This window comes from Hephaestia caeni, assembly GCF_003550065.1.
Classification (GTDB): domain Bacteria; phylum Pseudomonadota; class Alphaproteobacteria; order Sphingomonadales; family Sphingomonadaceae; genus Sphingomonas; species Sphingomonas caeni_A.
Window position 1 is genome coordinate 1,768,070 of sequence record NZ_QXDC01000002.1, and the last position, 19,550, is coordinate 1,787,619.

The window sequence follows — 19,550 nt, forward strand, 5'->3', positions numbered from 1 at the left end:
CGCGGTTGCCCACCCGCCCGTTTCACGCGATAGCGGCCCGATGAGCCGGTTCGCCTCCCTTGTTGCGCTGCTGCTCGGTGCGGCGGCGGCGACCGGATTCGCGCCGCTCGACTGGTGGCCGGTGACGCTGATCGCGGTCGCGGCGTGGCTATGGCTGGTCCATGATGCGGCGAGCCTCAAACAAGCGTTGTGGCGCGGCTGGGCGTTCGGGGTCGGGCATTTCAGCGTCAACGACAACTGGATCCAGCACGCCTTCACCTATCAGGACAAGATGCCGCACTGGCTGGGCTATGCGGCGCCGATCGCGCTCGCGCTCTATCTCGCGGTCTATCCGGCGATCGCGGCGGGGCTGGCGTGGAAATTCGCGAGCGCGCGCGCCGTGGGCAACGCCACCGCGCGGCCCGATGCGCGGTTTGCGCTCGTCGCCGGCGCGGCGTGGATCGCGACCGAATATCTGCGCAGCACCATGTTCACCGGCTATGCCTGGGACCCGCTGGGCGTGATCTGGGTGGCGGTGCTGCCGGTCGCGCGGGCAACCGCGTGGATCGGCACCTATGCGCTGTCCGGGCTGACGATCGTGGCGGCAGGCGCGCTGCTGCTGCTTGCACTGCGCCGCTGGCGATTGGCCGCGATCGTCGCCGTGGCGACCGCCGCGATCGCGCTCGTCAACATCGATTTTCAGGTAACGGCCGCAATTCCCTCGCCCACCACGCCTCGCGTGCGCGTGGTGCAGCCCAATTTGGGCCTCGAGGCGCGCGCGGGCGCTGATTACGACGAGACGAGCTTCCGCGCGCTGCTGGGGTTGAGCGGCACGCCCGGCGCCGTGCCGCGGCTGATCGTGTGGCCCGAAGGCGCGCTCGGCTATCTCCTCGAGGACGGCTATCCGCCGCAATATTATTGGGAAAGCACGCCTGCCTTCGTGCGGATGCGGATCGCGGCACGGTTGGGGCCGAAGGACGTGCTGCTGACCGGCGGCGACGGGCTGATCTTCGATGCTTCGGACAAGCTGACGATGGCGACCAACTCGATCTTCGCGGTCGACGGGCGCGGGCAGCTTCGCGGCCGCTACGACAAGGCGCATCTGGTGCCCTACGGCGAATACCTCCCCCTGCGATCGATCCTGGGGCCGCTCGGGCTGGCGCGGCTGGTGCCCGGCGATGTCGATTTCCGCCCCGGGCCGGGGCCGCTCAACATCACGCTGCCGGGCTTCGGCGCGGTCGGCGGGCAGGTGTGTTACGAGATCGTGTTTTCAGGCCAGGTGGTCGATCCCGAACACCGCCCCGCGATCCTGTTCAACCCGTCGAACGATGCCTGGTTCGGTTCATGGGGGCCGCCGCAGCATCTGGCGCAGGCGCGGATGCGCGCGATCGAGGAAGGGCTGCCGATCCTGCGATCGACCCCGACCGGCATCTCGGCGGTGATCGCCGCCGACGGACGACTGCTCGGCACGGTGCCGCCGCACCAGGCCGGGGCGATCGAGGTCACGATGCCGCTGCCGCTGCCGCCGACGCTGTTTTCGCGGGCCGGCAACTGGATGGCTGGCTTGATCGCAGGGCTGCTCGTCGCGTTGGCCGTTGCCATCGCCCGGCGCAGCCACTAGATGCGCATATAACGAAAGCTTTATATGCGGCTCGCGCCGCCAATTCTCCCGCAAATATCCGAGGGTTTCATGCGCGCATCGTACATCTTCACGTCCGAATCCGTCTCCGAGGGCCATCCCGACAAGGTCGCCGACCAGATTTCCGATGCGGTGGTCGATCTGCTGCTGGCGACCGATCCAGAGGCGCGCGTCGCGTGCGAGACGATGGTGACGACGCAGAAGATCATCCTGTCGGGCGAAATCCGCTCCGCCGATCGCAAGTTGATCGACGAGCACGGCGTGCTGACGCAGGAAGGCCGCGACCGCATCGAGCAGGTCGCGCGCGACACCGTCAAGCGGATCGGTTACGAGCAGACCGGCTTCCACTGGAAGACCGCCGAGTTCCAGAACAACCTCCACGCGCAATCGGCGCACATCGCGCAGGGCGTCGATGAAAGCGGCAACAAGGACGAAGGCGCCGGCGATCAGGGCATCATGTTCGGCTATGCCTCGGACGAGACCCCCGATCTGCTGCCCGCGACGCTCTATTATTCGCACCGCATCCTCGAACGGATGGCCGATGATCGCCACTCGGGCAAGGCACCGTTCCTTGAGCCCGACGCCAAGAGCCAGGTGACGCTCGAATATGCCAACGAGAAGCCGGTCCGCGCGACCGCGCTGGTCGTCTCGACCCAGCACAGCGCGAGCCTGAGCAACGACGAAGGCCAGAAGAAGCTGCGCGAATACGTGAAGGGTGTGTTCGCCGACGTGCTGCCCGACGGCTGGCTGCCCGAAGACAAGGCGATCTACGTCAACCCGACCGGGCTGTTCGAGATCGGCGGGCCGGACGGCGACGCCGGCATCACCGGGCGCAAGATCATCGTCGACACCTATGGCGGCGCCGCCCCGCACGGCGGCGGCGCGTTTTCGGGCAAGGACCCAACCAAGGTCGATCGCTCGGCCGCCTATGTCGCGCGTTATCTGGCGAAGAACGTCGTCGCGGCGGGGCTCGCGCGGCGCTGCACGATCCAGCTTTCCTACGCGATCGGCATTGCCGAGCCGCTGTCGGTCTATGTCGACACGCACGGCACCGGCACGATTTCGGAAGCGAAGCTGGAGGAAGTGCTGCCCACGCTGGTGCGGCTGACCCCCAAGGGCATCCGCCAGCACCTCGGCCTCAACGCGCCGATCTATGCCAAGACCGCCGCTTACGGCCATTTCGGCCGCACCCCCGAGGGCGATCTGTTCACCTGGGAGCGGACCGACCTGGTCGACAAGCTGAAGGCCGCCGTCGCCTGATCCGGATTGGCGCATCGCGCGCCTTTCTGCTAAAAACCCCCCAGCGTAGAAGCCGCTGGGGGGTTTTTATGTTTCGAACGCTGATTGCCGCATCACTGGCGACGATACCGGTCGCCGCGTGGGCGCAAACCGCTGCACCCGTGCCCAGGATGGCACCCGCCGAGGCGATGCAGCTCATCGACGCCGCGGGGTTCAAGGTTGTCGGCGGCCATCCGCAGAATCGCTGCGGCCACGCCGTCAACCCGCGCGTCGCCTTCACCGACCTCAACGGCGACGGCCGGCCCGAGGCGCATATCGCCGACGTCGATCCGGGCTGCTACGCCAAGCCGGGCGCCTATTACGCGATCCTGACGCGCAACGACGCCGGCCACTGGGGGCGGATGATCGCCGAGGACGCGATCGCCAGCTTCGACAAGACGCGCACCGACGGCTGGATCGACATCGAGGTCAAGCCGGGCAACGGCAATTGCCCCGGCGTGCGCCACCATGTGCCCTACGCCTATCTGACGCCGTGCGTCGCGGGCGCGGGCGGCGCATCGGCCAGCGAAGCGGCGCCGGCAGCCAACCCGGCGGCGGCGCGCGGCGCGCGTGGGTATCCGACCGACGGCTGGAAAATACCCGTCAGCTTCGCTGCGCTTCCCGCGGCCGATCAGGATGCGATCATGCGCGCCGCCGGGCTGACACGCAGCGGCACGGTGTGGAAGGGCTGCGAAGGACTGTCGGAGGCCGATGCGAAGAGCGTCGAGATCAAGGATCTCAATCATGACGGCCGTCCCGAGGCGATCGTTACCGACAGCGGCATGTGCTACGGCAATACGGGCCAGGAATTCACCATCCTGCGCGCGACGCCCGGCGGCTGGGCGCAGATGATGCAGGTGACGGGCATTCCGATCTATCTCAAGGCGCGGGGAACCGACGGCTATCCCGACGTCATGATCGGGATGCCGGGCACCTGTTTCGGCGTCGATCGCTGGAACGGCAGCGAATACAAATATATCGGCAGCCGATACGATTCGAAGGATCCGGACACCGCCAAACCTTGCAAGCCCTGACGACGCCGGCTTGCCAGCGACCATCGCGCTGCCCTAGGCGACAGCGCGATGAACGATCCGACCACCATCCGCCGACTCTACGGCCGCCGATCGGGCCATGCGTTGCGCGCCGGGCAGGCGGCGCTGGTCGAGGAGCTGCTGCCCGAGGTGGCGGTATCCGAGACCGGTGCGCTCGACGCACGGGCGCTGTTCGGCGACGATCGCCCGCTGGAATTCGAGATCGGCTTTGGCTCGGGCGAGCATCTCGCGGCGCAAGCCGAGACGCGACCGGACACCGGGTTCATCGGCTGCGAGCCGTTCCTCAACGGCGTGGTCGGCGCGCTGGGGCATATCCGTGACCGGGGGCTGGCGAATATCCGCCTGCACATGGGCGACGCGCTGACGGTGCTCGAACGGCTGCCCGATGCCTCGCTCGACCGGCTGTATCTGCTCCACCCCGATCCCTGGCCCAAGGCACGCCACGCCAAGCGCCGGATGATCAACGACGGACCGCTCGACAGAATCGCGGCGAAGCTCAAGCCCGGCTGCGAGTTCCGCCTCGGCACCGACGACCCGACCTATTGCCGCTGGTCGATGATGGTGATGAACCGCCGCCGCGATTTCCGCTGGCTGGCCGCGACGCCGCACGACTTCCTGACCCGCCCCGACGATTGGCCCGAGACGCGCTACGAGCGCAAGGCGCGGGCGAAAGGGCATGAGGTCTGGTATTTCCGGTATCGGCGGGTCTGAGGCGATGCTCAACATCAACGGCATCACTGTCCGCCTCGGCGGGCGCGTCATCCTCGACCGCGCGACCGCGGCGCTGCCGCCGGGGAGCCGCGTCGGGCTGATCGGGCGCAACGGCGCGGGCAAATCGACGCTGGTGCGCGTGATCGCGGGGCTGCTCGAACCCGATGACGGCGCCGCCGAAATGCCGCGCGACACGCGGCTGGGCTATATCGCGCAGGAAGCCCCCGCGGGCGAGACGACGCCGTTCGAGGCCGTGCTCGCCGCCGATGCCGAGCGCGCCGCGCTGATGATCGAGAGCGAGACCTGCCACGACGATCATCACCGGCTTGCCGAGGTCCACGAGCGGCTGCTGGCGATCGACGCTTATGCGGCCCCTGCCCGCGCCGCGCGCATCCTGGTGGGGCTCGGCTTCGACGAGGCGATGCAGCAACGCCCGCTCGACAGTTTCTCGGGCGGCTGGCGGATGCGTGTGGCGCTGGCGGCGCTGCTGTTCTCGCAGCCCGACGTGCTGCTGCTCGATGAGCCGTCGAACCACCTCGATCTCGAAGCGGTGATGTGGCTTGAAGACTTCCTCAAAAGCTATCGCGCAACGATCCTGATCGTCAGCCACGAGCGCGATTTCCTCAACAATGTCGTCGATCACATCCTGCACCTGCAAGGCGGCAAGTTGACGCTCTATCCCGGCGGCTACGATTCGTTCGAGCGCCAGCGCGCCGAACGAATGGCGCAGCTCGCCGCCGCGAAGGCCAATCAGGACGTTCAGCGCGCCAAGTTGCAGGATTATATCGCGCGCAATTCGGCGCGCGCCTCGACCGCCAAACAGGCGCAGTCGCGCGCCAAGGCGCTGGCGAAGCTCCAGCCGATCGCCGAGTTGGCCGACGATCCATCGCTGTCGTTTGGTTTTCCCAATCCAAGCGAGTTGCGGCCGCCGCTGATCACGCTCGACATGGCAAGCGTGGGATACGGCGAGACGCCGATCCTCAAGCGGCTCAATTTGCGGCTCGATCCCGACGACCGGATCGCGCTCCTCGGCCGCAACGGCAACGGCAAGACCACGCTGGCGCGGCTACTCGCGGCGCAGCTTGCGCCGATGGACGGCGCGATGGCGGCGTCGGGCAAGATGAAGGTGGGGTATTTCACCCAATATCAGGTCGAGGAACTCGACACCGGCGATACCCCGCTCGAACATATGACGCGAGTGATGAAGGGCGCGAGCCCGGCCGCCGTGCGTGCGCAGCTCGGCCGGTTCGGCTTTTCCGGCGACAAGGCGACCACCAAGGTCGGCAAGCTTTCGGGCGGCGAGCGCGCGCGGCTGGCGCTGGCGCTGATCACGCGTGACGCGCCGCACCTCCTGATCCTCGACGAGCCGACCAACCATCTCGACGTCGATGCGCGCGAGGCGCTGGTGCAGGCGCTCAACGAGTATACCGGCGCGGTGCTGATGGTGAGCCACGACCGCCACATGCTGGAGATGACCGCCGATCGGCTGGTGCTGGTCGATCACGGCACCGCGCGCGAATTCGACGGCAGCCTCGACGATTATATCGCGCAGGTACTCGCCGGGGACGGCAAGGGCGAAGGCAAGAAGGCGAACGGCAAGGAGAGCCGCCGCGCCGCCGCCGAGGCGCGCGAGGCCGAAAAGGCGCTGCGCAAGAAACTCCGCGAGTTGGAGGCGGAAGCAGCACGGCTGACGGGGCAGCGCGACGCGCTCGACGCAGCGATGGCCGATCCTGCGCGCGCGCCGGCGCACCTCGCGGCACAATCGATGGGCGAACTGATGAAGCGCCGCGCGACGGTGCAGGAGCGGATCGATGCCGCCGAGGCGGACTGGCTCACGGCGAGCGAGGCGATCGAGGGGGCGGCGTAAAGTTTACACCCACCGATATCTACCCTGTCATTCCCGCTATCTATCCTGTCATTCCCGCGAAAGCGGAAACCCATCTCCTGAGGCTTCCACGTGCAGCACGGTGACGAGATGGGTCCCCGCTTTCGCGGGGATGACGGCGTAGCGCTTGCCAGCGCTCCGGCTTCCGCAGGAGCGCGACGCGCGATCGATCAACGGTTTTCGGGCAGGCGCATGTGGCGAGCGCGAGGAAAAGCATCGTCATGACGCCATCCTAGCCAGGTGTGCTATTGATACAATACAGCCAGACGACAGAACTGGATATCCGGCGCGCCCGACACACTCACCGAAAACCCCCATCGTCATGCCGGACTTGTTCCGGCATCCAACCCTCCACAGGCGTCGACGCCTGAGGCATGTTGGACCCCGGAACTAGTCCGGGGTGACGGGACGCTGGCGCGGGAATCAAGCGGCCTGAAGCGCGACCTCGTATTGCGCCGTCGTCTTCGCCGCGATTTCCTCCTCGGTCACGCCGGGCGCGAGTTCGATCAGGCGGAAGGGGCTGTCATGATCGGGCCGCTGGAAGACCGCGAGATCGGTGACGATCATGTCGACCACGTTCCGGCCGGTCAGCGGCAGCGTGCATTCGGGGATGAACTTGGGGTCACCGGCCTTCGAATTGTGCTCCATCACGACGATGATCTTCTTGACGCCGGCGACCAGATCCATCGCGCCGCCCATGCCCTTGATCATCTTCCCCGGAATCATCCAGTTGGCGAGATCGCCCGTCTGCGCCACTTCCATCGCGCCGAGCACCGCGAGATCGATATGCCCGCCGCGGATCATCGCGAAGCTCTGGTCCGAGCTGAAATAGACCGTCCGGTCAAGCTCGCTCACGGTCTGCTTGCCGGCGTTGATCAGATCGGGATCGACCTCGTCCGGATACGGAAACGGGCCGATGCCGAGCATCCCGTTCTCCGACTGGAGCGTGACATCGACACCGTCGGGAATGTGGTTGGCGACCAGCGTCGGGATGCCGATGCCGAGATTGACGTAGAAGCCGTCGCGCAGTTCCTTCGCGGCGCGTGCCGCCATCTCGTCGCGGGTCCAGGCCATCAGTTTACACTCCCGTTGGTGGTGGTGGACACCGGCGCCGGCACGGGGCTGGGCGCCGCGTCCGCCGGATCGGTCCATTGCTTGTCGTTGGGGAAGACCTCGTTGAACGAGCCCTTCAGCGCACTGCCGTAAATGGGGTTGGGCAGCAGGAACCAGCCCAGCCCCCACAGCCATTCGACATTCTTGCCCGATGCCATCGCGCGGCGACCGGCGACGTCGGGGGTGGTCGCGTTGAACAGATCGGTGAAATCGCCGAGCTGGTCGCCGACCTGCGCGATCACGCAATATTGCTGCGAGATCGCCCAGCGACGGCGATCCTTGCCGTGCTCGCCCGCGTTCGCGAGCCACAGCGTATCGCCGTAAGCGACCTCGCCGAAGCCCGCCTGTTTGAGCATCGCGGCGGTGGCGGCGGCGTTTTCGACCGCCCGGTTCGAGTTGAAGACCACCTTGACGCCCGCCTGCCGCGCGATCTCGACGGCATCGAGCACGCCGGGCACCGGCGCGACCTTGCCGCCGCCCGTCTGTTCCCAGCGCAACCAGCGCTGCTGATCATATTCGCCGCCGCGCTTCGCCTGATCGGCTTCGAAGCCCAGGTTGAGCACCGCCGTCTCGTCGATATCGAACACCACCGCGAGCGGTTTCTCGCCACAATCGGCGAATTTGGGCGCATCGAGCGTCGCGCCGGGCGCGAGCACCACCGATTTGACCTGATGCCCGATGCTGCGATCGGACGCGCGCGCCATCAGATAGGTATCGAGCGCGCGATAGGCCTGGAGGCTCGCCGCCGCCGCTTCGCCCGAACCGTAGAGATATTGCATCCCCGGCGGCACCATCACCATGCCGGTCGCGGCCTTGCCGTCGACCGGGCCGAGATAGGTGAGCGCCCCCGCCGGCGGCTTGGGCAGCGGCTTGTCCGCATCGTGATCGCCCTGCATGAAGCGCTCGCGCGCGATCGCCGCGCCGGCCGCGACGGGCACCGCCGCCACGACGCAGCCCTGAAGCAGGGTGGCACCCGCCGCCAGCGCCAGCAGGGGCGCCGCGCGGTTCACGCCGCCGCCCGCTCGCGTGTGGTGACGAACTCGATCTTCTTGTCGTAGGGCGCGCCCAGGATCAGCCGGTTGACGTAGATGCCGGGCAGATGGACCTGATCGGGATCGAGGCTGCCGACGGGCACGATTTCCTCGACCTCGGCGATGCAGACCTTGCCCGCGGTCGCCATCGGCTGGTTGAAGTTGCGCGCGGTCTTGCGGAACAGGAGGTTGCCCGCCTCATCTGCCTTCCAGCCCTTGATGATCGACAGATCGGCGCGGATGCCGCGTTCGAGGACATATTCCTGGCCGTCGAACACCTTGGTTTCCTTGCCCTCGGCAACCTGCGTGCCGACGCCCGTCTTGGTATAGAAACCGGGGATGCCCGCCCCGCCCGCGCGGCAGCGCTCGGCAAGCGTGCCCTGGGGGCAGAATTCAACTTCCAGCTCGCCCGCGAGGAACTGCCGCTCGAACTCCTTGTTCTCGCCGACGTAGGAACTGATCATCTTCTTGACCTGACGGCTGCGCAGCAGCTTGCCGAGGCCTTCATTGTCGATTCCCGCGTTGTTCGAGGCGATCGTCAGATCCTTGACGCCCGAGGCCTGGATCGCGTCGATCAGCCGCTCGGGAACGCCGCACAGCCCGAACCCGCCCGCGCATACGATCATCCCGTCGAACAGCACGCCGTCGAGCGCGGCCTTGGCGTCGGGATAGAGCTTCTTCATCGCGAGTCCTCCGGGATTGTCGGCCGGGGCATAAGCGGCACGGCGGCGCGTGGTCAATGACGGCGGCGTTAACCGCATCCCGAAATGCGCCCGCAACATCGACCCGATTAGGGCCGGGACCATGTTTTCGGCCCGAATCTTTCGCAGCCGCTGGGTGGCATTGCTCTGGGCGGCGGGCATCATCTGGACCGCGATCGATGTCGCCGAAGCCAACAAGGCGCCGCCACCGCCGCCCGTGAGCAACGCCAGCGATGCGACCAACGCCACCGACGCGCTGGGGCAACCCGTGACCGACCAGGATCTGGCCGTTCTCGCCAATGCGATGAATTGACCGGATCAGAAAACGAGGTCGAGCCCCGGTCGCGGCCAGCGCATCGTCGCAAGGCGGCCGGTCGCCGATAGCGTGATGAACGCCGTCGCCCGATCCTCACCGCCCCAGGCGATGTTGGTGGTGAAGGGATCGTCGGTGGCCACGAAATCGACGAGGCCGCCATCGGGCGCGACGACGCTGATCCCGCTCGCGCCCAGCGTCGCGACGCAGATATTGCCCCCCTGCTCAACACCCAACGAATCGAAATAGGTATAGCCGCCCGCGCCGTACAGGAACGCGCCGCCCGCGCCCGACAGCCCCTGTCCGACGGCGATCTCGCCGGGGCCGATCACGTCGAACGCCCACAATTTGGCGGTATAGGTCTCGGCGACATAGAGCCGCGTGCCGTCGGGTGAGAGGCCGATGCCGTTGGGATTTTCGAGCGGGAAGATCACCTCGCGGCACGCGCTGCCGTCGGCCCGCGCATAAAACACGCCGGTGATGTCGCGCGAGCGCGGGTGCGTCTTGCCGTGATCGGTGAACCAGAAGCCGCCATGCGCATCGAAGACGATGTCGTTGGGGCCGCACAGGGGCGTGCCGGCGGCCTCGGTATAGAGCGTCTCGACCGCACCGCTGGCGATATCGATGCGCTGGATCGACCCGCCGGTATAATCGGCGGCGGTGCCGTGCGGAATCAGCAACCCATCCGCCTCGATCCAGCCGAAACCGCCGTTGTTGCAGCAATAGAGCTTGCCGTCGGGGCCGATCGCGAGCCCGTTGGGGCCGCCGCCGGGTTCGGCCACGGTCTCTTTACTGCCATCGGGGCGGACGCGGGTGATGCGGCCGGCGGCGATCTCGACCACGATCACGCTGCCGTCGGGCATCGCGACCGGGCCTTCGGGAAAGCGCAGGCCCGTGGCGATCGTCGAGAGCTGGCTCATGGCATCATCCCCTTCCTGCGTAATTTTGGCCGCACCCAATCATGCTCGCCGCGGCGAAGCAAGCGCGCGCGATGGGTTCCCGCGGGCGCACGAATGACGTTATGAAAGGCGACAGGGAGACATCGCGTGAACACACGGACCGGCGGGCGCATTCTGGTGGACAATCTCGTCGCGCAGGGGTGCGACCGCATCTTCACCGTGCCGGGGGAAAGCTTCCTCGCCGTGCTCGACGCGCTCCACGATACGCCCGCGATCGATCTTGTCGTGTGCCGGCAGGAAGGCGGGGTCGGCTTCATGGCGTGTGCCGACGGAACGATGACGGGGCGGCCGGGGATCGCGTTTGCGACGCGCGGGCCGGGCGCCACCAATGCCGCGATCGGGGTGCATGTCGCGCGGCAGGATTCGCGGCCGATGATCCTGTTCGTCGGCGATGTCGATCGCGCGACGCGCGACCGCGAGGCGTTTCAGGAAATCAATTTCGAGGCGATGTTTACCCCAATCGCCAAATGGGTGGCGCGGATCGACGATGCACGCCGCATCCCCGAATATGTCGCGCGCGCTTACGCGACGGCGATGAGCGGACGGCCGGGGCCGGTGGTGCTGGCGTTGCCGGAGGATATGCTGCTCGACCAGGTCGACGTGGCCGACCGACCGCGTGTCGAGGCGCCCACGCAGGCGTGCGATCCGATCGCGATGGGCGAACTCTCCGCCATGCTCGATCGCGCCGAGCGGCCGGTGGCGATCATCGGCGGCGCCGACTGGAACGGCGATGCCGCGCACGACTTCGCGGGCTGGGCGGCCAAGACGGGTATTCCGGTGGCGGCGGCGTTCCGGCGGCAGGATGCGGTGGCGAACCACTACCCGGTCTATGCCGGCAATCTGGGCTACGGCCCCAACCCGAAACTCGCCGCGCGCCTCCGCGACGCCGATCTGCTGCTCGTCGTCGGCGCGCGGCTCGGCGAGGCGACCACCGACGGCTATACGCTGATCACGCCCGAGCATCCCGGGCAAGCCCTCGTCCACGTCCACCCCGACCCCGCCGAACTGGGGATGACGTATCGCACCGATCTCGCGATCTGCGCGAACATGGCCGAATTCGCCGAGGACGTACATGCGATCGAGCGCGAACCGCTGGCGGCGGGCGCCGAGGCGCATCGCGAATGGCTGGCCTGGTCAACGCCCGCCCCGCGCAAAGGCGTCGCGATGGACCTTGGCCCGTGCGTCGCCGCGATGCGCGAGCGGCTACCCGCCGACACCATCATCTGCAACGGCGCGGGCAATTATTCGGGCTGGTGGCACCGCTATTGGCACTATGCGGGCCCGGTCTGCCAGCTCGCCCCCACCGCCGGCGCGATGGGATACGGCGTCCCCGCCGCGACCGCCGCCGCGCTGCGCCACAAGGACCGGCAAGTAGTCGCACTGGCGGGCGACGGCTGCTTCCTGATGAACGGGCAGGAACTGGCGACCGCCGTCGCGCACGGCGCCGAGATGCTGGTGATCGTGGTCGACAACGGCGCCTACGGCACGATCCGCATGCATCAGGAACGCGAGTTTCCCGGGCGGCTATCGGGCACGACGCTGAACAACCCCGATTTCGCGGCGCTGGCGCGCGCTTATGGCTGCTGGGCCGAGACGGTGGAGCGCACCGAGGATTTCGCCCCCGCGCTCGATCGGGCAATGGCGGAGGCCGGCGTGCGATTGCTCCACCTCAAGACCGACGTGGAGGTCATCACGGCGGGCACGACGATCGACCAGATACGCGGGCGCTGACACCCCGGCGCATGTCCGGACAAGATTCCACTGGCGTCACGACACATCATTTGTAGCAATCGCCCTTCGGCTCCGCGCAGCATTGTGAGGCTCGACAACCGAAGCGACCATGACCGACCGCGAACCCAAGAAGACCGAAACGCTCGAAGTCCGCGTCTCGCACGAGACCAAGACCGCCTTCATGGCAACCTGCGCCGCGAACGGCGTTTCGGCGAGCAAGGTGCTGCGCGGGTTCATCGCTGGACATATCGCCGCCACGGATCGGGCACCCCCACGCTGGAAGGAGTTCGCCATGCTGACCCATCATCTTCGTCGTCGCCCGACCTTGACCTTGGCGGGCGCCGCCCTGTTTTCGGCGATTGCCACCATAGCGCTGGTGGCGCCGGCGAAGGCCGCGATCGACCCACGCGTGACCGCCGCGTTCGACTGGATGGACGCCAACCACGACGGCGACATCGACGCGGCCGAATTTTCCGGTGCAGACGACGCGTCGCCCGCGTCGGACACGATCGTGATCGAGTTGACGAACACGATGCCCTCCGTGCCGAACGAAACGCGCGACGCGCTGTTCGCGCGGCTCGACACGGATCGTAACGGTACGTTGACGGCGGCTGAACTGGCGCGTGGAACCTCGGTGTCCGTCACGGTGTCACCCGCAGTTGTCGCCGCCGACGCGAACCGCGACGGACGGATCGGCGAGGCGGAGTTGGCTGCGCACCTTGCCGCCGATCGCGCCCGGGCGGGCGCGCCCGACGCTTCGGCGGGAGTCGGCCTGATGGCCCACGCAATCGTCGTAACGAACCACCCTGACGAAAATGGTACGGTAGCGCTCGCCGATCTGGCTCGCCTCCGTACGCCATAAGCCGTCCGTCGCCTCGAAGATCGCCGCTCGCGACGTCGCCGCCGCAATAAAGGCCGCCCCGGTTGCCCGGAACGGCCTCATTGTCCAGCATGTTCAGCCGCTAAGGCCGCCTCAGATATCGTCGCCGAGCGCGCCTTTCACCTTGCCGATGAATTGCTGCGCCTTGCCCTTGCCTTCCTGCTTCGCGCCTTCGTCGCGCTTCTTGGGATCGTTGCTCTGCTGCTTGGCCTTGCCGATCGCCTCGTTGATATTGCCTTTGATCTTGTCGGTGAGTTCACCCATGATCCTTACTCCTGCACAAGCGCGGCGATCGATCACCGACCGCCAAACGCGTCTGGAGAAGGAACCCGCGAGGGCCGGTCGCGGTTCCGTGAGCGAGCTTAACCAACTGTCTTTTTGAGGAAATCCATCACCGCCTGCCAGGTCGGCGCGGCGCCCGTGGGGTCCTTGGCCTCGATCAGCGTCGAGGAACCGTGGATCGCGCCGTCGGGGGGCGTGAAGAAGGTCGCCCGATCGTCCGGCACGCGCGCGGCGATCGCCTGGGCGGCCGCGATCTCCTTGGGATCGTTGGCCGAGGTGATGAAAATCGGCTGCGGCAGATATTGCGCCGCGCGGCCGACCGAATGCTTGTCCCGCATATATTCGCCCGGCGAGAACGACAGCACCGCCTTGACCAATTCGGGATAGCTGCTCGCGACGGGGATCACGAGCGAGGCCGAATAGCTGCTGCCCCACAGCACCACCGGCAGCCCGATCGGCCGTGCCCAGCGCACCGCGCCGTCGAGATCGTCGATCGCCTCCTCATAGGGTTTCGAGCCGCCCATCCGTTCGACCGTCTCGTTATGGCCGTACATGTCGCCACCCGCGCGCGCATCGATCGCTAGCGCCGAATAGCCCGCCGCGACGAGCTTCGGCGCGATCGTGGCATATTCCCCCTTGCTCGATCCCGCCTGGTGGAACAGCAGGATCAGCGCCTTGGCGTGGTCGGCCTCGTAGAAATCACCGCGGATCGATTTCTTGTCCGCCGACTGGAGCCAGACGACGGCGGGCTTGATCGCTGGTTCGGCAGCGGCGGCGTTGTTCGCGGCCGCCGTCTCGGCGGGCTGGTTCTGGCAGCCGGCGGCGAGCGCGAGCAGCCCGGCGGCGAGCAGGGGACGGATCATGTGCGGCTCTCCTGTTTCAAGCCGGCAGCTTGGGGCAGCCGCCGCGCCGATACAAGATCAGATCAGCCCGGCGAGCGGACTCGACGGATCGGCGTAGCGGCGAACCCCCATCCGGCCCGCGCGCCAGGCGAGCCGCCCGGCCTCGACCGCCGCCTTCATCGCACCGGCCATCATCACCGGGTCTTTCGCCTCGGCGATCGCGGTGTTCATCAACACGCCGTCGCACCCCAATTCCATCGCCACCGCCGCATCCGAGGCGGTGCCGACGCCGGCATCGACGAGCACCGGCACGCCCGCACCCTCGACGATCAGCCGGATCGTGATCCGGTTCTGGATGCCGAGCCCCGAGCCGATCGGCGCGCCCAGCGGCATGATCGCGACCGCGCCCGCATCCTCCAGCCGCTTCGCCGCGATCGGATCGTCGACGCAATAGACCATCGGCTTGAAGCCTTCGTTCGCCAGAATCTCGGTCGCGCGCAGCGTTTCGACCATGTCGGGATAAAGCGACCGCGCCTCGCCCAGCACCTCGAGCTTGACCAGATCCCAGCCCCCCGCCTCACGCGCCAGCCGGAGCGTGCGGATCGCGTCCTCGGCGGTGAAGCAGCCGGCGGTGTTGGGCAGATAGGTGATCTTCTTCGGATCGATGAAGTCTGTCAGCATCGGCGCGTTGCGATCGCTGACGTTGACGCGGCGCACCGCGACGGTGACGATTTCGGCGCCTGACGCTTCGAGCGCGGCGGCGTTCTGCGCGAAATCCTTGTATTTTCCGGTGCCGACGATCAGCCGTGATCGGAAAGTCTTGCCCGCGACCGACCAGGTGTCTTCGGCCACCGGCCGGGCATGATCGCCGCCGCCTCCCGCGACCGGATGGTCGCCACCACCGACGAAATGGACGATCTCGATCTCGTCGCCTTGCTCGATGGCGACCTCGGCAAGCGTCGAGCGCGGCACGATCTCGCGATTGCGCTCGACCGCGACCTTTTCAGGCGCCAGCCCCAGTTCCGTCGCGAGACCGGCAAGGCTGAGCCCGGCCGCGACGCGTTGCGGCTCGCCATTGAGCGTGATGCTGATCATTCCGTCGCTGTGCACGATCGATCCTCGATGTCCGTTCGGGCTGAACCAAAGCCCCGCCCCTGCCTTCTTCCAGTCCCGAATGAAGAAGATCGGCCCTTCCCTCGGCAATAGGTCCGGGGTCGGGGCGAACGGAAAGGGATATGTCGCCGCTATGATAGCGCGCCTCGTTCATATAGGGAGCGACAGACAGCGTCCGCAACCGATAGGCTCCCATGCCCGACACGATCTTCGTCCTGAACGGCCCCAACCTCAACCTGCTGGGCCTGCGCGAGCCCGAGGTCTACGGCCACGACACGCTCGACGATATCGCCGGGCAGCTCGAGGATCGCGCGCGCGCGCTCGATTGCACGATCGACATGCGGCAATCGAACCACGAGGGGCATCTCGTCGATTGGCTGCACGAGGCGCAGGCCAAGGGCGCCAGGGCGGTGATCATCAACCCCGGCGCCTACACGCATAGCTCGATCGCGCTCTACGACGCGATCAAGGCGATCACCACGCCGGTGATCGAGGTGCATCTGTCGAATCCGCATGCCCGCGAGGCGTTTCGGCACGTCAGCTATGTCGGCCGCGCCGCCAGGGGGACGGTGGCCGGGTTCGGCGCGATGTCGTACACGCTCGCGCTTGAAGCCGCGGCGCGACTCTGACAGGAGGCGCGCTTGACAGGGAAAAGGGTCCAAATGACCGATAGCAAAGACAATCACATGCGCGTCGACGTCGATCTGGTGCGCCAGCTCGCCGAAATGCTCGACGCGACAGGACTGACCGAGATCGAAGTCGAGGACGGCGATCGTAAGGTGCGGATCGCGCGCACCGCCGCTGCGACCGCGCCGGTGCAATACGCCGCGGCGCCCGCCACGCCCCCGCCCGCCGTCGCGCCTGCCGCCGCTGCGCCGGTGGCCGAGGCGCCGGCCGTCGCGGTTCACGCCAACGCCGTCCGCTCGCCGATGGTCGGCACCGTCTATCTGGCCAGCGAGCCGGGCGCGAAGCCGTTTTCGAGCGTCGGGCAGACGGTTGCCGCCGGCGACACGCTGGTGATCGTCGAGGCGATGAAGGTCATGAACCCGATCGTCGCGCCATCGGCGGGCGTCGTGAAGGCGGTGCTGGTCGAGAACGGCCAGCCGGTCGAGTTCGATCAGCCGCTGGTCGTGGTTGAATAAGAAGTTTTGGCAGCGTTTCCTCAACCGTTCGGGCGGAGCCTGTCGAAGCCCCGCTTTTTCTTGAAGCCAAGAGCGGCCCCTTCGATAGCCCGCCCAAGGCAGGCGCTCAGAACGGCCCTTCGACAAGCTCAGGGCGAACCGAGGGAATGGCGTGCTCATGGGAAATACGTCCATGCGTGAAATCAAGAAACTGCTGATCGCCAATCGTGGTGAGATCGCGCTGCGTATCCATCGCGCGTGCCACGAAATGGGGATCAAGACGGTCGCGGTGCATTCGACCGCCGATGCCGACGCGATGCACGTCCGGCTGGCCGACGAGGCGGTGTGCATCGGCCCGCCGAGCGCGACCGATTCGTACCTCAACATTCCGAACATCATTTCCGCGGCCGAAATCTCGGGCGCCGACGCGATCCATCCGGGCTACGGGTTCCTCAGCGAAAACGCCAAGTTCGCCGAGATCGTCGAGGCGCACGACCTGATCTTCGTCGGCCCCAAGCCCGAGCATATCCGCATCATGGGCGACAAGGTGGAGGCGAAGCGCACCGCGGGCGCACTCGGCCTGCCGCTGGTGCCGGGTTCCGACGGCGCGATCACCGATGTCGACGAGGCCAAGCGCCTCGCGCGCGAGATCGGCTATCCGGTGCTGATCAAGGCCGCCTCGGGCGGCGGCGGGCGCGGCATGAAGGTGGTGCCGGGCGAGGACAGCCTCGAAACGCTTATGAGCCAGGCCGGGAGCGAGGCCAAGGCCGCGTTCGGCGATGCCACCGTCTATATGGAGAAATATCTCGGCAATCCGCGCCACATCGAATTCCAGATCTTCGGCGACGGCGAGGGCAAGGCGATCCATCTGGGCGAGCGCGACTGCTCGCTCCAGCGCCGCCACCAGAAGGTGCTCGAAGAAGCGCCCTCGCCGATCCTGAGCCGCGCCGAGCGCGACCGGATGGGCGGCATCGTCGCCAGGGCGATGGCCGACATGGGCTATCGCGGCGCGGGGACGATCGAGTTCCTGTGGGAAGACGGCGAATTCTACTTCATCGAGATGAACACCCGGCTCCAGGTCGAGCATCCGATCACCGAGATGATCACCGGGCTCGATCTGGTGCGCGAACAGATCCGCGTCGCCGAGGGCAGAGGGCTGACCTGCACGCAGGATGAGGTCCGCTTCGAGGGCCATGCGATCGAATGCCGGATCAACGCCGAAGACCCGCGCAGCTTCGCGCCGTCGCCGGGCACCGTCACGCAATTCCACGCGCCGGGCGGGATGCACGTCCGCGTCGATAGCGGGCTCTACACCGGCTACAGGGTGCCGCCCTATTACGACAGCATGATCGCCAAGCTGATCGTCTACGGCACCACGCGCGAACGCTGCCTGATGCGGCTGAAGCGTGCGTTGGAGGAATTCGTGATCGAGGGGATGAAGACCACGATTCCCCTGCATCAGGCGCTGCTCGACGATCCCGAATTCCAGCGCGGCGACTATACGATCAAATGGCTCGAGGAATGGCTCGCTCGCCAGCAGGCCACGGAATAGACCGACGCAACCGCCGCCGGGAACTTTCGCGGGGCGACCCGCATCTAATGTGATCATGACGATCGCACACCACGCCCCGGCCACCCCTCGCCCCGACGACGATCTGCTGCGTCGCGCGCGCGGCGGCGATCGCGATGCCTTCTCCACGATCATGACGCGGGGCAACCAGCGGCTGTTCCGCGTCGCCCGCAGCGTGGTGGGCAACGACAGCGAGGCCGAGGATGTCCTCCAGGAAAGCTATCTGCGCGCGTTCAAGGCGATCGGCGGGTTTCGCGGCGACGCCGATATCATGACCTGGCTGACCCGGATCGTCGTCAACGAAGCCCGCGGCCGGTTGCGCAAGCGGCGCCCGACGGTGGGGCTCGACCAGATCGAGCGCGCGCAGGAAGCCGGCGCGGCGATCATCGCCTTCCCCGCCCCGCGCGGCTTCGCCTCGCCCGAAGCAGCGGCCGAATCGGCGCATCTGCGGCGGATGATCGAGACCGCGATCGACGACCTGTCCGAACCGTTCCGGCTGGTGTTCATGCTGCGCGACGTCGACGGCCGCTCGATCGAGGAGACCGCCGCCGCGCTCAGCATCCCGGCGGCGACCGTCAAGACGCGGCTCCATCGCGCGCGGCGGCAGATGCGTGCCGCGATCGACGACCGGCTGCGCGCGACGATCGCCGAGGCATTCTCGTTCCTCGGCCCGGCCTGCGCGCGGATCACCGCCACGGTGCTCGCGCGGCTCGACGAAGACGGTGTAGGCGTAGGGCGTTAGGGTCGGCCCCACGCCCAAGGAGGCGACACCGGCCCGCGCCCCCCAAGGCCGGTGCCGCCTCCGGCTAGAGCCCGATTCGGCGACGCTGAATCGGGTGACGCGCCCGACCCACTCCCCCACTACGCCTCCCAACGGCAGTATACTGAATGGGTGGCCGGGCCGGAGGGCGGCTTTCACGAAGTGGATCAAACTCGACAACACCAACGGGAACCTTTCCCCCGCCGCCGCCATCCAATCGGCGAATTCCCAGGGGAGAAGACGTCATGCTCGTTTATGCAGTCATCGCTTTTGCCGTCGCGGCCGTCGGCGGCCTGGTTCTCGCCGCATCGGTGCTGCGCGGCCGGCTCGCGCCCTGGGCGCTGTCGCTGGTCCATGCCGCGCTGGGCGCCACCGGGTTGGTACTTACGCTGGTGGCGGTGCTCGGTGGAGCGGGTGGCCATGCGTCGCTCGCGCTCATCATCCTGCTGGTCGCCGCGCTGGGCGGGTTCTTTCTCGCCTCGTTCCATCTGCGCAAAGCCCCGGCCCCCAAACCGGTGGTGGTGGTCCACGCCGCGGTCGCGGTGATCGGGTTCGTCCTGCTCGCCTCCACCGCCTTCGGGATCGCCTGA

The 19,550-nt window shown here is 67.3% G+C and carries 20 protein-coding genes; 13 read left to right on the plus strand and 7 right to left on the minus strand.

Annotated features, from left to right (window positions below; genetic code table 11):
- Positions 1-40: 40 nt before the first annotated feature.
- The 5 genes from lnt (at position 41) to abc-f (ending at position 6,526) form a co-directional block, all read left to right on the plus strand.
- Complete coding sequence (lnt, locus tag DFR49_RS08220) at positions 41-1,600, plus strand: apolipoprotein N-acyltransferase (RefSeq protein WP_119035113.1); 1,560 nt, start codon at positions 41-43, stop codon at positions 1,598-1,600.
- A 69-nt stretch (positions 1,601-1,669) separates the two neighbouring features.
- On the plus strand, positions 1,670-2,878 hold the full coding sequence (gene metK / locus DFR49_RS08225) for a methionine adenosyltransferase (protein WP_119035114.1): 1,209 nt from the start codon (positions 1,670-1,672) through the stop codon (positions 2,876-2,878).
- A gap of 68 nt (positions 2,879-2,946) precedes the next feature.
- The gene (locus DFR49_RS08230) at positions 2,947-3,930 is read left to right on the plus strand and encodes a hypothetical protein (protein ID WP_119035115.1); all 984 of its coding nucleotides are present in this window, start codon (positions 2,947-2,949) and stop codon (positions 3,928-3,930) included.
- A gap of 48 nt (positions 3,931-3,978) precedes the next feature.
- On the plus strand, positions 3,979-4,659 hold the full coding sequence (gene trmB / locus DFR49_RS08235; protein WP_119035116.1) for a tRNA (guanine(46)-N(7))-methyltransferase TrmB: 681 nt from the start codon (positions 3,979-3,981) through the stop codon (positions 4,657-4,659).
- Positions 4,660-4,663: 4 nt separating this feature from the next.
- Positions 4,664-6,526 (plus strand): ribosomal protection-like ABC-F family protein, encoded by a 1,863-nt coding sequence (abc-f, locus tag DFR49_RS08240; RefSeq protein ID WP_119035117.1) that lies wholly within the window; start codon positions 4,664-4,666, stop codon positions 6,524-6,526.
- Positions 6,527-6,967: 441 nt separating this feature from the next.
- Here abc-f and DFR49_RS08245 read toward each other — a convergent pair whose 3' ends face one another.
- From DFR49_RS08245 to DFR49_RS08255, 3 genes are read right to left on the minus strand one after another with little or no spacing between them, the layout of a single operon-like run.
- On the minus strand, positions 6,968-7,618 hold the full coding sequence (locus tag DFR49_RS08245; RefSeq protein ID WP_119035118.1) for a 3-oxoacid CoA-transferase subunit B: 651 nt from the start codon (positions 7,616-7,618) through the stop codon (positions 6,968-6,970).
- Complete coding sequence (locus tag DFR49_RS08250) at positions 7,618-8,667, minus strand: HAD family acid phosphatase (protein ID WP_245968295.1); 1,050 nt, start codon at positions 8,665-8,667, stop codon at positions 7,618-7,620. Before DFR49_RS08250 ends, DFR49_RS08245 begins: the two co-directional genes overlap by 1 nt.
- Positions 8,664-9,371 (minus strand): CoA transferase subunit A, encoded by a 708-nt coding sequence (locus DFR49_RS08255; protein ID WP_119035366.1) that lies wholly within the window; start codon positions 9,369-9,371, stop codon positions 8,664-8,666. Before DFR49_RS08255 ends, DFR49_RS08250 begins: the two co-directional genes overlap by 4 nt.
- Before the next feature lie 121 nt (positions 9,372-9,492).
- On the opposite strand from DFR49_RS08255, the gene DFR49_RS08260 reads away from it, so the two are divergent.
- The gene (locus tag DFR49_RS08260) at positions 9,493-9,702 is read left to right on the plus strand and encodes a hypothetical protein (RefSeq protein WP_119035119.1); all 210 of its coding nucleotides are present in this window, start codon (positions 9,493-9,495) and stop codon (positions 9,700-9,702) included.
- A 5-nt stretch (positions 9,703-9,707) separates the two neighbouring features.
- Here DFR49_RS08260 and DFR49_RS08265 read toward each other — a convergent pair whose 3' ends face one another.
- Positions 9,708-10,622, minus strand: a complete 915-nt coding sequence (locus tag DFR49_RS08265; RefSeq protein WP_119035120.1) for an SMP-30/gluconolactonase/LRE family protein — start codon at positions 10,620-10,622, stop codon at positions 9,708-9,710.
- Between the two features lie 126 nt (positions 10,623-10,748).
- Here DFR49_RS08265 and DFR49_RS08270 point away from each other — a divergent pair, with 126 nt between their 5' ends.
- Both DFR49_RS08270 and DFR49_RS08275 read left to right on the plus strand, forming a co-directional pair.
- On the plus strand, positions 10,749-12,392 hold the full coding sequence (locus DFR49_RS08270; RefSeq protein ID WP_119035121.1) for a thiamine pyrophosphate-binding protein: 1,644 nt from the start codon (positions 10,749-10,751) through the stop codon (positions 12,390-12,392).
- Between the two features lie 109 nt (positions 12,393-12,501).
- Positions 12,502-13,254 carry an EF-hand domain-containing protein gene (locus DFR49_RS08275; RefSeq protein ID WP_119035122.1) on the plus strand — a complete coding sequence of 251 codons (753 nt, stop codon included), beginning with the start codon at positions 12,502-12,504 and terminating at the stop codon, positions 13,252-13,254.
- 111 nt (positions 13,255-13,365) lie between these two features.
- Here DFR49_RS08275 and DFR49_RS08280 read toward each other — a convergent pair whose 3' ends face one another.
- From DFR49_RS08280 to thiS, 3 genes are all read right to left on the minus strand, one after another.
- Positions 13,366-13,536, minus strand: coding sequence for a CsbD family protein (locus DFR49_RS08280; RefSeq protein ID WP_119035123.1), 171 nt, complete (start codon positions 13,534-13,536; stop codon positions 13,366-13,368).
- A 98-nt stretch (positions 13,537-13,634) separates the two neighbouring features.
- Positions 13,635-14,417, minus strand: a complete 783-nt coding sequence (locus DFR49_RS08285) for an alpha/beta hydrolase (protein WP_119035124.1) — start codon at positions 14,415-14,417, stop codon at positions 13,635-13,637.
- A gap of 57 nt (positions 14,418-14,474) precedes the next feature.
- On the minus strand, positions 14,475-15,506 hold the full coding sequence (thiS, locus tag DFR49_RS08290; protein WP_170150963.1) for a sulfur carrier protein ThiS: 1,032 nt from the start codon (positions 15,504-15,506) through the stop codon (positions 14,475-14,477).
- Positions 15,507-15,703: 197 nt separating this feature from the next.
- Between thiS and aroQ the strand changes: the two genes are divergently transcribed.
- The 5 genes from aroQ to DFR49_RS08315 all read left to right on the plus strand — a co-directional run bounded on the left by aroQ (position 15,704) and on the right by DFR49_RS08315 (position 19,550).
- A complete protein-coding gene (gene aroQ, locus DFR49_RS08295; protein WP_119035126.1) occupies positions 15,704-16,138 on the plus strand; it encodes a type II 3-dehydroquinate dehydratase in 435 nt (144 codons plus the stop codon).
- 33 nt (positions 16,139-16,171) lie between these two features.
- Complete coding sequence (accB, locus tag DFR49_RS08300; RefSeq protein ID WP_119035127.1) at positions 16,172-16,651, plus strand: acetyl-CoA carboxylase biotin carboxyl carrier protein; 480 nt, start codon at positions 16,172-16,174, stop codon at positions 16,649-16,651.
- A 172-nt stretch (positions 16,652-16,823) separates the two neighbouring features.
- Entirely contained in the window at positions 16,824-18,182 is a 1,359-nt protein-coding gene (gene accC / locus DFR49_RS08305) for an acetyl-CoA carboxylase biotin carboxylase subunit (protein WP_119035367.1), read from the plus strand.
- Positions 18,183-18,237: 55 nt separating this feature from the next.
- Positions 18,238-18,942: an RNA polymerase sigma factor gene (locus DFR49_RS08310; protein WP_119035128.1), complete on the plus strand. Its 705-nt coding sequence runs from the start codon at positions 18,238-18,240 to the stop codon at positions 18,940-18,942.
- A gap of 263 nt (positions 18,943-19,205) precedes the next feature.
- Positions 19,206-19,550 (plus strand): hypothetical protein, encoded by a 345-nt coding sequence (locus tag DFR49_RS08315; RefSeq protein ID WP_119035129.1) that lies wholly within the window; start codon positions 19,206-19,208, stop codon positions 19,548-19,550.